General features: G+C 72.2%; 11 protein-coding genes and 1 pseudogene. 1 reads left to right on the top strand and 11 read right to left on the bottom strand.

What is annotated here, in order from left to right; all coding sequences use genetic code 11:
• Nucleotides 1–40 precede the first annotated feature (40 nt).
• The 9 genes from OH804_RS09280 to OH804_RS09240 all read right to left on the bottom strand — a co-directional run bounded on the left by OH804_RS09280 (nucleotide 41) and on the right by OH804_RS09240 (nucleotide 9,928).
• On the bottom strand, nucleotides 41–2,863 hold the full coding sequence (locus tag OH804_RS09280) for an AAA family ATPase (RefSeq protein ID WP_406064322.1): 2,823 nt from the start codon (nucleotides 2,861–2,863) through the stop codon (nucleotides 41–43).
• A gap of 64 nt (nucleotides 2,864–2,927) precedes the next feature.
• A complete protein-coding gene (locus OH804_RS09275) occupies nucleotides 2,928–3,539 on the bottom strand; it encodes a TetR/AcrR family transcriptional regulator (RefSeq protein WP_196923505.1) in 612 nt (203 codons plus the stop codon).
• Nucleotides 3,540–3,633: 94 nt separating this feature from the next.
• Complete coding sequence (locus tag OH804_RS09270) at nucleotides 3,634–3,786, bottom strand: hypothetical protein (RefSeq protein WP_231392679.1); 153 nt, start codon at nucleotides 3,784–3,786, stop codon at nucleotides 3,634–3,636.
• A 145-nt stretch (nucleotides 3,787–3,931) separates the two neighbouring features.
• The gene (locus OH804_RS09265) at nucleotides 3,932–5,218 is read right to left on the bottom strand and encodes an ABC transporter substrate-binding protein (RefSeq protein ID WP_196923506.1); all 1,287 of its coding nucleotides are present in this window, start codon (nucleotides 5,216–5,218) and stop codon (nucleotides 3,932–3,934) included.
• An 85-nt stretch (nucleotides 5,219–5,303) separates the two neighbouring features.
• Entirely contained in the window at nucleotides 5,304–6,416 is a 1,113-nt protein-coding gene (locus tag OH804_RS09260) for a branched-chain amino acid ABC transporter permease (protein ID WP_406064319.1), read from the bottom strand.
• Nucleotides 6,413–7,291 carry a branched-chain amino acid ABC transporter permease gene (locus tag OH804_RS09255; RefSeq protein WP_196923508.1) on the bottom strand — a complete coding sequence of 293 codons (879 nt, stop codon included), beginning with the start codon at nucleotides 7,289–7,291 and terminating at the stop codon, nucleotides 6,413–6,415. Before OH804_RS09255 ends, OH804_RS09260 begins: the two co-directional genes overlap by 4 nt.
• A 30-nt stretch (nucleotides 7,292–7,321) precedes the next feature.
• On the bottom strand, nucleotides 7,322–8,044 hold the full coding sequence (locus OH804_RS09250) for an ABC transporter ATP-binding protein (RefSeq protein WP_406064317.1): 723 nt from the start codon (nucleotides 8,042–8,044) through the stop codon (nucleotides 7,322–7,324).
• Between the two features lie 58 nt (nucleotides 8,045–8,102).
• Nucleotides 8,103–8,891 (bottom strand): ABC transporter ATP-binding protein, encoded by a 789-nt coding sequence (locus OH804_RS09245; protein WP_406064315.1) that lies wholly within the window; start codon nucleotides 8,889–8,891, stop codon nucleotides 8,103–8,105.
• 137 nt (nucleotides 8,892–9,028) lie between these two features.
• Nucleotides 9,029–9,928 (bottom strand): alpha/beta hydrolase family protein, encoded by a 900-nt coding sequence (locus tag OH804_RS09240; RefSeq protein WP_406064313.1) that lies wholly within the window; start codon nucleotides 9,926–9,928, stop codon nucleotides 9,029–9,031.
• Nucleotides 9,929–10,111: 183 nt separating this feature from the next.
• On the opposite strand from OH804_RS09240, the gene OH804_RS09235 reads away from it, so the two are divergent.
• On the top strand, nucleotides 10,112–12,373 hold the full coding sequence (locus OH804_RS09235) for a catalase (protein WP_406064311.1): 2,262 nt from the start codon (nucleotides 10,112–10,114) through the stop codon (nucleotides 12,371–12,373).
• Between the two features lie 65 nt (nucleotides 12,374–12,438).
• On the opposite strand, the gene OH804_RS09230 is transcribed toward OH804_RS09235, so the two are convergent.
• Together OH804_RS09230 and OH804_RS09225 are read right to left on the bottom strand one after the other, a co-directional pair.
• Complete coding sequence (locus OH804_RS09230; protein ID WP_406066484.1) at nucleotides 12,439–12,810, bottom strand: RICIN domain-containing protein; 372 nt, start codon at nucleotides 12,808–12,810, stop codon at nucleotides 12,439–12,441.
• 102 nt (nucleotides 12,811–12,912) lie between these two features.
• Nucleotides 12,913–14,487, bottom strand: a pseudogene (locus OH804_RS09225) (serine/threonine-protein kinase); the annotation flags it as partial.
• Nucleotides 14,488–14,739 lie beyond the last annotated feature (252 nt).

The following is a 14,739-nucleotide window of genomic DNA, read 5'->3' as shown; positions in this document are numbered from 1 at the left end:
CAAACTAGCGGTGATAGTTAAACGCGTCCAGACCGGACGATCACCGGTCGGAACCCAGACCGGCGTGCCGGTCGGCGGTGAACGCGCGCGCCAGCTCGGTCCGCGACCGGATGCCCAGCCGGTGGAACACGTTGCGCAGGTGGTGGTCGACGGTACGGGTGGAGAGGAACATCCGGGCGGCGATCTCCCGGTTGGTGGCGCCCTCGGCGACCAGCTCCGCGATCCGCAGCTGCTGACCGGTCAACAACCGCGCCGCGGGCAGGTCCGGCGGGCCGATCGACTCCCCAGCCGCCCGCAGCTCCGTGGTGGCCTGCTCGGCCCATCGCTCCACCCCGAGCAGGCTGAACATCTCGCGGGCCTGGTGCAGGTGCGTGCGTGCGTCGCGAGGACGTCGACTGCGGCGCAACTCCTGACCGAAGAGCAGTTCGGTGCGCGCCCGCTCGAACGTGCCGGCCTCCGTCGGGTGCAGGCGCAGCGCCGCCTGGAAGTCCCGTTCCGCCTCGGCGCCGCCACGGGGGGCGAGCAGCGCGTGGCACCGCGCGGAGAGGGCCCGGCGCAGCGGGCTCGCGGTGCTGCTGGCCCACCTGTCGAACGCGGCGAGCGCGGCCGTCGCCGCCGGTCGGTGCGCCAGGTGCGCCGCCGCCTCCACCAGGTACGGGGTGGCCATCACCTGCACGAGGACCTGACCGCGACCCGTGCCGATCCGGGCCAGCGACGCCAGCCGGTCCGCGGCCTCGGCGTGCCGGCCGTCGACCAGGTCGAGCACCGCCAGGGCCCACGCGGCGAACGCGTGCGGGCGGCTGCCCGGCGTCGGCGACTCGCCGATCTCGCGGATCCGCCGCAGGCTGGTGGCCCGGTCCGCCCGGATCGCGGCGAGGACGGCGAGCATGCCCAGATGGACGTTGGCGCAGTTGACCTGACCGGTGGCCCGGGCGACGCGCAGCCCGTCGCGGGAGGTCTCCGCCGCCGCCTCGTGTCGACCCAGCCAGTACTCGGCGACCGCCCGCAGCTCCAACGCCCGCGACAGCATGGACAGCTCGCCCCGTTCCCGGGCCAGCTCGACGGCGCGCTCGGCGAGCCGGTGGGCCGCGCCATCCACGGCCACCAGCAGTCCGGCGGCCGCGGCACAGCTGAGCGCGGTGGGGGTCAACGCCCAACCGGTCAGCCGGCCGCCCAGCACCACGGCGCGGCGCAGCGCGGGTCCGGCTCGTTCGTGGTCACCGCGCAGGGTCGCCGCCACCCCGGCGATCAGACAGCTCATGACCTCGATGGCCGGTGGGTCGTCCGGTCGCCGCAAGGCCAACGCCCGTCGGCCGACCTCGGCGTACCGGTGCTGGTCGCCGGTGAAGCAGACCACCTCGCCGGCCCGCACCAGCCCGGCCATCGCCAGGGCGCGGTCGGTGCCCTGGACCGCCGCGGCGGAGGCCAGCAGCGTGACCGACGCGCTGGACGCGGAGCCGCAGCGCAGCTCCAGCTCACCGCGGAGCAGGTCGGCGCGGCCTCGGACTACCGGGTCGGCGCAGACCGCGCGGAGGCGGTCGAGCAGCAACCGGGCCGCGTCGGGTTGCCCCCCGGCCCAGGCGTAGCGGGCGGCGGTCAGCAGGCGGGCGGCGGCAAGCCTCGGATGGTCGCTCAGCTCGGCGGCCCACCGCAGCGCCACCGAGGCGGCGGCCCAGCCGTCGGATCCGCCGATCGCCGCCTGTTCCAGCTCGGCGGCGAGGGCCGGATCGGCACCCGCCGCGGCGGCGGCGAGGTGCATCGCTCGACGGAGCCGCTGCCCGTCCGCGACCAGCACCTCGGCGAGCAGGCGGTGCGCGGCGCGACGCTCCGCGAGCGGCGCGCTGGCGGCGATCATCGTGCGTACCAGCGGCTGCGGAAAGGTGACGCCGTGTTGCTCGACGCGGACCAGGCCGGCGACCTCCGCCGGGGCGAGCGCCTCGACCTCCGCGCCGGCGGCCGCCGCGGCCCGGATCAGTGTGCCCGGCTCGCCATCCTCGTCGAGCGCGGCGAGCAGGAGCACCCGTCGGGTCTCCGGCGGCAGCCGGTCCAGCCGGGCGCGGTACGCGCGACCCAGCGCCCCGTCCGCCGGCGGCGAGGCGGGCAGCGACTCCTCACCCCGCCACTGCCCCGGGGTGAGCACCTCGGCGAGGTCGACCAGGGCCTGCGGGTTGCCGCCACCGATCGTGGCCAGCGCGGTCAGGGCCGACGCTGCGGGTCGGTCGGGGAGCCGCTCGACATCCTCGCGCTCGATCAACTGGTCGAGCCGGTCGGTGAGGACGGCCGTGCTCTCGCGCTCGGTCAGCGCGCGCAGTCGGTGTGCCGGTATCCCGTCGAGGTTGGCGGTGACGTCCGCGGTGAGCAGAACGGCGAGCGGCAGGTGCCGCAGTCGGCGGGCCACGAACGCCAGCACCTGCGCGGTCTGCGGGTCGCCTCGGTCGATGTCGTCCATGGTGGCGAGCAACGGCCGGGCCCGGGCGGCGGTGGCGAGCAGACCGAGCACCGCCATCGACAGGGTCAGTTGCCGGTCGGCCGGGCAGCTCTCCCCGGCCAGCGCGCGCCGCAGCAGTTGGCGCTGCTCGTTGGGCAGGGCGGCGGCCCGGTCGAGCACCGGGTCGACCAGACGTTGCAGGCCGGCGTACGGCAGGGCTGCCTCCTCGGCGAGCCCGCTGCCGGCGAGCACGGTGCAGCCCTCGGCGTGCCGGTGGGCGTAGCCGACCAGCGCGGTCCGGCCCGATCCGGGCTCTCCGCGCACCAGCAGGGCACCGCCGGCGTTGGTCATGCCGTCGAGCAGGCTCCGGACAGCCCGGCACTCGTCGTCCCGGCCACGCAGCACGGTTAGTTGCACTCTTGATGCAGTAACCATGCCTGCCAGTGTTACCCATCGGAAACCGAATGGAAAGAGGGGGCGATATCGGGCCGGGCCGGAATCAGTCGGGCGCGACCTCGGCGAGCAGTGCGCCCACGGTCCGGGACATCACCGCGCGGGCCTGGTCCACGCCCAGACCGAGCCCGTAGCGCAACATCGACCAGGCCTGCCACGTGCTCGCCGCCACCAGGGCGTGGAGCAACTGCTCCCGGCCCGACCCGGCCTCGGCCAGCTCGACGGCGAAGAGCTCCTCGACCTCGTCGCGGACCCGTTCGATGTGCTTGAGTCGGTTGCGGTGCAGCTGCTCGGAGACCGGCTCCCGCATCTGGGCGGCCCGGGCCGACGGCGCGATGAGCTGGAGCAGCCGGGCCCGCTGCCGGCAGTACGCGTCGACCCGCTTCGTCAAGGGCAGCCCGGTCGAGATCGGCCGGTAGGCGGCGTCCTGCTGGCGGAGCACCTCCGCGCCGCTCGCCTCGAAGAGGGTCTCCATGTCCTTGAAGTTGGTCCAGAGGGTGCGCAGCGAGATGCCGGCCCGTTCGGCGATGCGTTCCCCGGTGGGGCGGAGGTCACCCTCGGAGATGAGCGCGAGGTGCGCCTCGACGATGGCCGCGCGGGTCCGCTCGGCGCGGGCGGTGCGCCCGTCGACCCGGCCCGCCACATCGACCCCGTCCATCCGCCCCCGCCCCCTCACCGCCATGGCGTCCCCCGACGCACCGCCGAGTCTAGACAGGGGTTGATCAGCGATCCCGGACGCTCGGCCGACGTCGTCATCCGGCCCGACCGGTCAGCGAGACGCCACCGTCGCAGACGATGGTCTGCCCGGTGATCCAGCTGGCGTCGTCGGAGGCCAGACCGATCCCGCGACTGGCGCCGGTGACGATGGCGACGCGGTCCACGAGTCGGCCCGAATATGCATTCACGGTGCAGATAGTAGGAGCGTCGATCGGTATCGGTCAACGCCTCGGACGATCGGCCGGCAGGCCGCGCCAGCGGCACGCGCGCAGCCGTCCGACCGGGTGTGGTCACGCGCGACAACACCCGGTCGGACAGTGGGACTACGGGGCCTCAGGAGACGGTCGGCACCCCGTTCGCCGGCGGGGCGGCCGGGGTGGCGGTGTACTCGTTGACCGACCCGTCCGCCTCGTCCGTCTCGTACGCCGGACCGAAGTAGCTCTGCACTCCCCCGCTCACCCGGCTCAACCGCTGGCCGCCGTACCCGGAGTGGTCAGTGGCGGAGAAGCGCAGCGGCACCAGCCCGGGGCCCTGGAATCCGCCCTTCTGCACGGCCTCCAGCACCTTCTCCCGGGTGAGGTCCTTGCCGGCGGCGAGCAGCGTCTGCACGAAGAGGTAGCCGACCGACATGCCGTAGACGGTGTTGCCGTCGAACGGTGCGTCCCCGTTGTGCTCCTTGTTGACCTTCGTGAAGAGCTGGATCCACGGGTTCGCTGTGTCGTTCTGCATCGGCAGGTAGTTGGTGCCGACCATGCCCTCCAGCAGCGGCGCGGCGGCGCCGAGCTGCTTGGCCAGGGTCGGGTGGTCGGCGCCGACGTTGGAGACCAGCCACTGCGGCTTGAAGCCCAGCCGCGCCGCGGTGCCGACGGAGAGCGCGGTGAAGCCGGGCACTGTGGCCAGCACGACGACCTGGCAACCGGCCGCCTTGAACGCGCCGATCTGCGGTGCCACGTTGGTGTTGCTGGTGACGTACGTCTGCTTGACCGCCACGGCCGTGGCGCCGAGCACCTTCTCCACGCCGGCCAGGCTGTCCCGGCCGAAGTCGTCGTCCTGGCCGAGGAAGCAGACCTTCTGCCCGCCCAGGTTCGCCTTCGCGTAGTTGGCGAGGATCTTGCCCTCGACCGTGTAGTCCGGGTTGAACCCGAACGTGCCCGGATACTTGTCCGGCTGGTCCCAGCTGCGGCTGCCGGAGGCGACGAAGAGGTCGGGCACCCGGTTGCTCTTGAGGAAGTCGAGCACACCGGTGTGCGTCGGCGTACCCAGGCCGTTGAGGATGGCGAAGACCTTGTCCTGGAGGACGAGCTGCCGAACCACCTGCTGGGTGTTCGCCGGGTTGTATCCGTCATCCATGATCTTGTAGGTGATCTTCCGGCCGTGCACTCCGCCGTTGGCGTTGACGTAGTCGAAGTACGCCTTCGTCGCCGGGGCGATCTTCGAGTAGCCGGCCGAGGCCGGCCCGGTCAGTGGCATGTGGGTGCCGACGACGATCTCGGTGTCGGTGACACCCGGCACCGACGCCCCGCCGGAGCCGGGTCCGTCGTCGCCGCTACAGCCGGCTGCGGTGATGAGCAGTGCAAGGGTGCTGGCGATCGCGAGCCCGCGACGCGCTTTACGGTGCATGGGAAACACCGACCTTTCTCGGTCCGGTTGTCTGTGGGAACGGTGTGGTGGTGGGGCGCCCGGCCGAGGCCGGACCGAGGACAGCTCAGGAACGCCGGGTCGACCGCCTGGCCAGCAACGCCCGGCCGAGACGCGACAGCAGACCCTGCACACCGCCGGGGGCGGCGATCATGACGACGATCAGGGTGAGTCCGAAGATCGCCAGGGGGAGGTTGCCCTCCAGCCGCTGCGCCACAGCGGGCGAGAGCGTGAGCATCTCGGTCACCGAGTGGGTCAGATCGGGCAGGGCGACCAGCAGGACGGCCCCCCACAGCGCTCCGGTCAGTCGACCCAGGCCACCGATCACCACGGCCATCAGCAGGAACAGCGACAGGGTCAGCGAGAACGCCCCGGGCGAGACGCTCTGCGCGAGGACCGCCAGCAGCGCGCCGCCGAGCCCGGCGGTGGCGGCGCTGACCACGAACGCGAGGACCTGGGTGCGGGCCACGTGGATGCCGGCGAGGCGGGCCGCCACCTCGTCGTCGCGGACCGCCCGGAAGGTACGCCCGTACCGGCTGCGGATCAGGTTCGCCAACAGCAGCAACGCGAGCAGGGTCGCCGCGCCGGTGACCCAGAGCTGCCACCGCTCGTACGGGAAGTACGGGCCGAGCGACAACGGGGGCGGCTCCACCGGCACCGACAGCCCCTGCTCGCCGTTGAACACGCCGTCGAAGGTGACGGCCAGCGCCGGCACCACCACTGCCACCGCGAGGGTGACCCCGGCCAGGTAGGGGCCGCGCAGCCGGGCCGCGGCCACCCCGACCACCGCGCCGACCGCGACAGTGCTGACGATCGCCGCACCCAGCGAGAGCGGCAACAGCCAGCCGCCGGTCATCCCCCGGTCGGCGAACGCGGTCTGGCACAGCGCCACTGTGTACGCCCCGGTGGCCATCAACGCGCCGTGCCCCAGCGACAGTTGACCGTTGAGCCCGGTGAGGACGGTCAGCCCAGCGGTCGCGCAGAGGTAGGCGGCCACTGTGGCGAGCTGGAAGTTGCGGAACGGCTCGACGGAGTAGCTGACCGCCACCAGCAGCAACCCCACGGCCAGCACCACCGCGAGGTGGCGCAGCAGTGTGGAGCCGCGTCGCGGGTCGACCGGTCGGCCGGCCGGGTCGTCGCGCTTGTGTCGCGGCGGCACTGCCGCCCTCGTGGCGCTCACACCCGCCTCGCCGCGACCGGGGCGAACAGCCCACCGGGCCGGACCAGCAGCACCGCCAGCAGCAGGACCAGCACCGCGAGCGGGGTGAGGTCACTGCCGGCGTAGCCGCTCACGTAGGAGAGCAGCAGCCCCACCACCAGACCGCCGACCACCGCCCCCGGTGGACTGTCCAGCCCGCCGACCACCGCCGCGGTGAACGCCGAGACGAACACCAGGTCCATCGCGTGCGGGTGCAGGCCCAGCTCGGTCGGCAGGACCAGCATGGCGGCCAGCGCGCCCACCCCGGAGGCGAGCGCCCAGCCGAGGGTCAGCATCCCACCGACGTTGACCCCGAGCAGCCGGGAGACCTCCGGAGCGAAGGCCGCCGCGCGCATCCGCAGACCCACCGGGGTACGCGCGAACATCCAGGCCAGGCCACTGACCACCACGCCGATCGTGGCGAAGACGAACAGGTCGTACGGGGACAGCACGGCGACCCCGCCCACGGTGAGGGCGGACCGGCTGAACGGGGCCTCGGCGGGGCGGAACTCGCTGCCGTACACCATGCCCAGCACGGCCTGGATCAGCAGCACCAGCCCGAGCGCGACGATCACCGGGTTGAGCGGTGAGGCGTGATCGACGTGCCGCATCACCACCCGGTCCACCAGCGCACCGAGCGCCAGGCCGGCGACGATCGCGACCACGAAGCCCAGCCAGTAGGAACCGGTCGCGGTGCTGACGGTGTAGGCGACGTACGCGGCGGCGACGGCCATCGCCCCCTGGGCGAAGTTGACGACCCGCGCCGCCCGCCAGATAAGCACCAGGGCCAGTGCGAACGCGGCGTACACCGCGCCCCGGGACAGGCCGTCGACGGTGAGGAAGACGAAGCGGTCCAACAGTCCTCCCTCCGGGGGACGAGGTGGTGGTCAGAAACCGAGGTACGCGTGGCGCAGGTCGACGTCGTCGCGCAGTTGCGCCGCCGGGGCGGCGATCACCACCCGACCGAGGGACATCACGACGCCCTGGTCGGCGACGGCGAGCGCGCTGCGCACGTTCTGCTCGACCAGCAGGACGGTCAGGCCGGTGCGGTCGCGCAGTTGGCGGAGCAGCGCCATCGTCCGGGCGACCACCCGTGGCGCCAGGCCGAGCGACGGCTCGTCCAGCAGCAGCAGACGGGGTCGGCCGACCAGGGCCCGACCGAGCGCGAGCATCTGCCGCTCACCGCCGGAGAGCTGGTGACCGAGGTGCCGGCGGCGTCGGGCCAGGGGCTCGAAGAGCTGGTAGACCTCGTCGAGGGCACGGCCCGCGTCGGCCCGGTCGCGTCGCCACAGGCCACCCAGCCGTAGGTTCTCGTCGACGGTCAGCTCGCTGATCACGCCCCGGCCCTCCGGGACGTGCGCCATGCCGCGTCGGACGAGCTGCTCCACCGGCGTACCGCGGAGGTCCTCCCCAGCCAGGAGGACCTGGCCGGCGGCCGGGCGGATCATGCCGGAGAGCGCGCGTAGGAGGGTGGTCTTGCCGGCGCCGTTGGCACCGACGACAGCGGCGATGGTGCCGGCCGGGACGGTGAGGTCGATGGCCCGCAGCACGGGCGCGGCACCGTAACCGGCGACCAACCCCCGTACGACGAGCAGGTCGGTCGCGGTCATGGCGTACCACCTTTCGTTCGCGACTGCGGGGCTCGCAAACCCGGCTCACTCCTCGCGCTCACGGTGAGACCTCTTCCTCGACGGTGGCACCGAGGTACGCGTCGGTGACCGCCGGGTCGTCGCGGATCTCGTCCGGGGTGCCGGCGGCGATGACCCGGCCGAAGTCGAGCACCACGAGCTCTTCGCAGACCGCCATCACCAGGTCCATGTGGTGCTCGACCAGGAGCACGGCACAGGGGTCGGTGTCCCGCCGGGGCAGTTGCCGGACCAGCTCCGCCAGCTCGGCGATGTCGTCCGCGCCGAGGCCACCGGCCGGCTCGTCGAGCAGGAGCAGCCGGGGCCGGGCGGCGAGCGCGCGGGCCAGGGCGACCCGTTGGCGTACGGCGAAGGGCAGGGTGGGCGGCGCGGCCTGGGCGTGCTCGGCGATGCCCAGCTCGTCGAGGATGGCCAGGGCGTCCCCGCGGAGCCGGCGCTCGTCGCGGTCGCTGGACGGCAGCCCGAGCAGCGCCGGGACGAAGCCGGCGCGGGCGGTGTGCGAGGCGCCGGTCATCACGTTCTCCAGCACGCTGAGCCCGGCGAAGAGCCCGGTGCCCTGGAGGGTCCGGGCGATGCCGAGCCGGGTCAGCCGGTGCGGCCGTGGTCGCAGCGGCCGGCCGTCGAGGGTGAGTGAACCAGTCTCCGGTGCGACGAAGCCGCAGATCACGTTGAACAGCGTGGTCTTGCCGGCGCCGTTGGGCCCGATGACGCCCACCACCCGGTTGGGTGGCACCCGCAGGGACACGTCGTCGAGGGCGGTGAGGCCGCCGAAACGGACGCCGATGTGGTGCAGTTCGAGGCCGCGCTCCATCACCCATCCCTCTGTCGTGGCGGGTGTTTATTTACACTCGCAGTGTACGTTTCTCGGGTTTGGCGTCAAGACCTTCAATGCCCCTGTACGCACGTGGACGGGGCGGCCGCCAGCGGCGACCGCCCCGTCGACCGCCGTCAGGCGCTCGGGCAGGTGTTGCGGTACTCCTCGATCTGCGAGCCGCTCGGGCCGGGGCAGAGGAACTGCTCGTAGCGGGTGTCGTCGTCGACGAACCGCTTCAACCAGGCCACCATCTGCCGCGCGGTCGGCGTGTTCGTGGTCTGCGGGAAGAAGTGGCTCGCCCCGTTCAGCTCCAGGTACGCCTTCTCAGCGGACGCCGGGATGCTGTTGTAGAAGGGCACCGAGTGCGACGCGACCGGCGCGACGCTGTCGCTCTCGCCACCGACGATCAGCGTGGGCACCCGCAGTTCGGACCAGCTCTTGTCCAGGTTCCACGGCGCCAGCGGCACCGCGGCCTGCAACGAGGGCCGCGACGAGGCCGCCTCCAGGCTGCCCCCACCACCCATGGAGTGACCGGCCACCGCGAGTCGACTGCTGTCGATCCGGGTGCGCACCGAGCTGCGCTGGGTGAGGTAGTCCAGCGCGGCGAGCAACTGCCGGCCCCGGCTGTCCGGCTGGTCCAGCCGGCTGTTGGTCTCGATACCGATCACCACGAAGCCGTGCGAGGCGATGCGCGGTCCGAGCCAGCTGATGCTCGACCAGGCGGCGGTGTAACCGGGCGAGATGGCGATGGCGCCGAAGGTGCCCTCGCTGGTGCTGGTCGGGTAGTAGATGACGCCGCCGCCGAAGCCGGTGACGCTCAGCGAGGACACGCTCTGCGAGGCCGTCGCGAACGGGCCGCGGCTGGCCTCCAGGATCGCGGTGGTCGGGGCAGGGCCCCGCTCGTACGGGCCGGCGGCCTGGGCGACGCCGGACGATCCGGCCAGGACGCCGCCGGCGGCCAGGACGGCGGCCAGCGCGAACCGGGTGGCACTGGCTGCGACGGAACGGGGACGGGTGGTGGTTGGTGAGGACACGTCGGGCACTCCCTAAAGTCGAGGGATATCGACGTGTGTCAGTTTTGGCCGCTCCTTCGATCCTGGCATCGGCGAAATCACCAGTCCCGGCGCAGGATGCCGCGCTGAGTTGTGTTTCGACCCTCTGACCTGGGGTAGCAGGGCAGGCGCCGGCCCGCCCACGCACCATGGAGAGGTTCATCAGTGGATTCCAGCAAGCCCGCCGAGGCGGTCAAGAACGTCGTGAAGACCGCCTCAGGAAAGATCGCCGACGCCCTCACCCCGGAGGTCCCCGGTGCGCCGGGGAGCGCGCCACCGCCGCTCGAGGAGCCGACGACGCCGCACGACCCGCTGCCGCCGAAGCCGGAACAGGGTGCACCGCAGACGCGCACGCCGACCGGCGCGGAGACCGGCGCGCCGACGATCGCGAACGGTCAGCAGGGGGCCTACCTCACGACCGCGAACGGGGCACGGCTGCGCGACACCGACCACTCGCTCAAGGCCGGCCCGCGCGGCCCGGTGCTCCTGCAGGACCACCACCTACGCGAGAAGATCACGCACTTCGACCACGAGCGCATTCCGGAGCGCGTGGTGCACGCCCGGGGCGCCGGCGCGCACGGTGTGTTCACCGCGTACGGCACCGCCGAGGCGGTCACCCGGGCCGGCTTCCTCAAGAAGGGGCGTGAGACCGAGGTCTTCGTGCGGTTCTCCACGGTGCTCGGTTCGCGGGGTTCGGCCGACACGGTTCGCGACACCCGCGGCTTCGCCACGAAGTTCTACACCGACGAGGGCACCTTCGACCTCGTCGGCAACAACATGCCGGTCTTCTTCATCCAGGACGCGATCAAGTTCCCGGACATCATCCACGCCGGCAAACCGCACCCCGACCGGGAGATCCCGCAGGCGCAGAGCGCCCACGACACCTTCTGGGACTTCGTGTCGCTGCACACCGAGGCGCAGCACCACACCATCTGGAACATGTCCGACCGAGGTATCCCGCGTTCGTACCGGACGATGGAGGGCTTCGGCGTGCACACCTTCCGTCTCGTCAACGAGGCCGGGGAGACGGTGCTGGCCAAGTTCCACTGGAAGCCGAAGCTGGGCGTGCACTCCCTGACCTGGGAGGAGGCCCAGCTGCTCGGCGGCATGGACCCGGACTTCCACCGCCGCGACCTCTACGACGCCATCGAGGCCGGCGCGTACCCCGAGTGGGAGCTGGGCATCCAGGTCTTCCCGGACACTCCCGAGGAGACCTTCGCCGGCATCGACCTGCTGGACCCGACGAAGATCGTGCCGGAGGAACTGGCCGAGGTGCAGCCCATCGGGCGGCTGGTGCTCAACCGGACGCCGACGAACTTCTTCGCCGAGACCGAGCAGGTCGCCTTCCACCTCGGTCACCTGCCCCCGGGCATCGACGTCACCAACGACCCGCTGCTGCAGGGCCGGCTCTTCTCGTACCTCGACACGCAGCTCACCCGGCTGGGCGGGCCCAACTTCACGCAGATCCCGATCAACCGCCCGCACACCGCCGTGAACGACATGCTGCGCGACGGCTTCCACCAGCACGCCGTGCACGCGGGCGTCGCGCCGTACCGACCGAACTCGCTCGACGGCGGTAACCCGTTCCCCGCCGGGGACGCCGAGCACGCCTTCGTCGACGTGCCGGTCACTGTCGCGCAGGCACCGAAGGTGCGCGCCAACCCCGCCTCGTTCGACGACCACTACAGCCAGGTCCGCCTGTTCTGGCTGAGCATGTCGCCGGTGGAGAAGGAGCACATCATCCGGGCGTACACCTTCGAGCTGGGCAAGTGCTACCACCAGGCGATCAAGGAGCGTCAGCTGCGGAGCCTCGCCAACATCGACCCGGTGCTGTGCGAGCAGGTCGCCACCGGCCTGGGCCTGCCCGCACCGCAGCCGACTGTGCCGCTCCCCGACGTCACGCCCAGCCCCGCGCTGTCGCAGGTCGGTCGGGAATGGCCGAGTGACGGCCGCACGGTCGGGATCGTCGTCGACCCCGCCGGCGACCTGGACGGCGTCGACGAGGTCCGCCGGGCCGTCTTCGACGCCGGCATGGTGCCGCTGCTGATCGCCCCGCACGGCGGCATGGTGGGCGACCTGCCCGTGCAGCGCACCTTCGCCACCGGCCGGTCGGTCGAGTTCGACGCGGTCCTGCTGGCCGGAGCGCCGGCACCCGCACCGGACGCCCTGCCCGCCCGCGACGCCAAGGCCGGCACGCCGGCGCCGGCCACCGTGGACCCTCGCGTACTGCTGCTCGTCGAGGAGTGCTGGCGGCACGCCAAGGCGATCGGCGCCTGGGGCGCCGGCGTCACAGTGCTGGAGCAGGCCGGCGTCGCCGGGACCCCGGGCGTCGTGGCGGCCGGCTCGGGCACCGAGGCGCTGACCGCGGTGCAGCAGTTGATGGCCGCCCACCGGGTCTGGGAACGGTTCCCCGCAACTGTCGCCTGACCCGACCACCGACGAGGGCCGTCCTCCGCACCACCGGGAGGACGGCCCTCGTCGGTGTCCTGGCGCTACCGCCTGGTCCACTGCAGATGACTCGTGCCGGCGCCACAGCCACGCTGCTCGATCATCGCGCCGTTCGCGGTGCTCTGGCCGACCGTGCCCAGACACAGTCCGCTGTGCGCGTTGACGAGTTGTCGGGCCTCGTTCAGGGTGAACTGCTGCGCCGGGGTCGTGTTGCAGGTGGTGAGCTGGATCGCCGCCCCGGCGTCGCTGGACGCGCCGAGCACGTCCAGGCAGCGCCCACCCAACTGCACGCTCCCGTCCGACCGGATGGCCCAGAGTTGGTGGGAGGCGCGGTCGTCCCGGCAGTCCCAGATCCGAAGTCGGACCGGGTCGGGTGAGTCCGGAGCGCCGACGTCCAGGCACCGGTTGCTCGCCACCCCGACGAGCCTGTTGCCCGACCGCGCCGGGGGCACGCTCGGTGTTGGTGACACGCGACGGTCCGGCGTGGCGGACGGGGTGGCCCCGCCCGCCGTCAACGCCGGCCGGAAGCCCGCGGTGATCTCCCGGAACGCGTCCGCCCCCGCCGCCGCCCAGGCGGACTCGGGTGTCAGCCAGGCGATGCTGTAACCCTGCCGTTTCGCCGTCGTGAAGGTGCGCTGGCGGGCGTGCATCGCCGTACCCGCCTCGCTGGTGTAGACCCATTCCAGGTCGGCGGCCTTGAGCTGGTAGTTGACAGCGAGCAGCTCGACGCGGTGGTAGTCGCGGTACCGCTCGCCCACCTCCCGGCCGCCCAGTTCGGTCAGCGGGTCGCCGCGCGGCGCGTCGGTCTGACTGACGACGAGCATCCGTTCGCCGTCCGGCTCGTGGAATTCGACCTGCTGACCACGTCGGACGATCTGCCAGTCGCGTGGCGCCGGCACCGAGAAGCCGCTGCTGTCCCGGTAGACCGACCACGAGATCGGCCGGAGCCCGGTGGTCGTCGGTGCGACACCGGCCGTCGACGGCACGCCCGGCAGGGCGGCGTCCACCAGCTCGGCCCCACCGTCGGTCGGTCCCGACGCACGGCGGGTGGCCAGCGGAACCCCGACCGCCAGGCCGGCCACGACCACTGCCGCGAGGCCACCGAGAAGCCAGGCCCGCCGTCGGCGGGCCGGTCCCGCAACGGCACCGACCGCCGCCACGACCGGCGACCGGGGTACGCCGGGCGCGTCGATCGCAGGGGACGTGAGCGCGGTTGGTGCGGGCGCGGCTTGCGCCGGACGCCACGTCACCGCGATAGGCGGTCGCGGTGTGCCGTCCAGCGCCGCCCGGAGCAACTGCTCGGCCGCGTCGGCGTCCATCCGCTCGGCCGGGTCCTTGCGCAGCAGACCGGCCAGCACCGGTGCGAGCGGTCCCGCGCGTCGCGCTGCGGGCGGCGGCTCGGTGACCAGCGCGGTGAGGCTCATCAGACTCGACGGTCGGGCGTACGGCGACTGGCCCTCGACGGCGGCGTACAGGGTCGCGCCGAGCGACCAGAAATCCCCCTCCGGGCCCACTGTGCCCCGCATGGCCCGCTCGGGAGAGACGTACGCGGGTGAGCCGAGCACCACACCGCTGAGGGTGAGGTTCACGTCCTCGACGGCGGTGGCCAGGCCGAAGTCGGTGAGCACGATCCGGTCGTCCGCGCCGACGAGGATGTTTGCCGGTTTGACGTCACGGTGCATGATCCCGGCGCGGTGGGCGGCGCGCAGCGCGCCGAGCACGGCCAGGCCGATCTCGGCCGCCCGCACCGGCGGAATCGGACCGTCGGTGGTGATGGTGTCGTGCAGCGAACGGGACGGCACGTACTCCATCACGATCTGCGGGTCGCCGTCGGCGCTCAACAGCACGTCGAAGACCCGGACGACGTTGACGTGGTCGAGTTGCGCGATTGCCCGGGCCTCTCGAAGTGACCGGATGCGCAATTCCTGTCGCGCCTCATTGGTCAGGCCGGGCGGTGGAACGATTTCCTTGATGGCGACGTCCCGTTGCAGCATTCGGTCGCGGGCTTTCCACACCCGACCCATTCCGCCCTGGCCGATGAGCTCGACGACGTCATACCGATCGGTAACAAGAAGCGGTAACATCTGCGACACCCGGAGAGGCTACCTGGCACGCCGTCGAACAATTTCCGGCAGTCGAAGCGAAGCACCGTATGTGATCCGGCTCATCCCCGTCGGGAACGTCCTTTGTGGATCTGAAAACGGTGTGGGCGCACCCTTGAGCCACCAGGAATTGGCTATTTGTTCACGGCGGTCCACGTAGCGGTAACGCCGTCGTTGCCCTGGTACCGGTCGACCGTACCGCCAACCGTGCTCGCGCCATCGTGCTTGACACTCGACGTCAAG

Source organism: Micromonospora sp. NBC_00860 (assembly GCF_045207375.1).
Lineage (GTDB): Bacteria > Actinomycetota > Actinomycetes > Mycobacteriales > Micromonosporaceae > Micromonospora > Micromonospora vinacea.
Note: the sequence above shows the minus strand (reverse complement) of the source record. Positions and strands in the feature narration are given on the sequence as shown.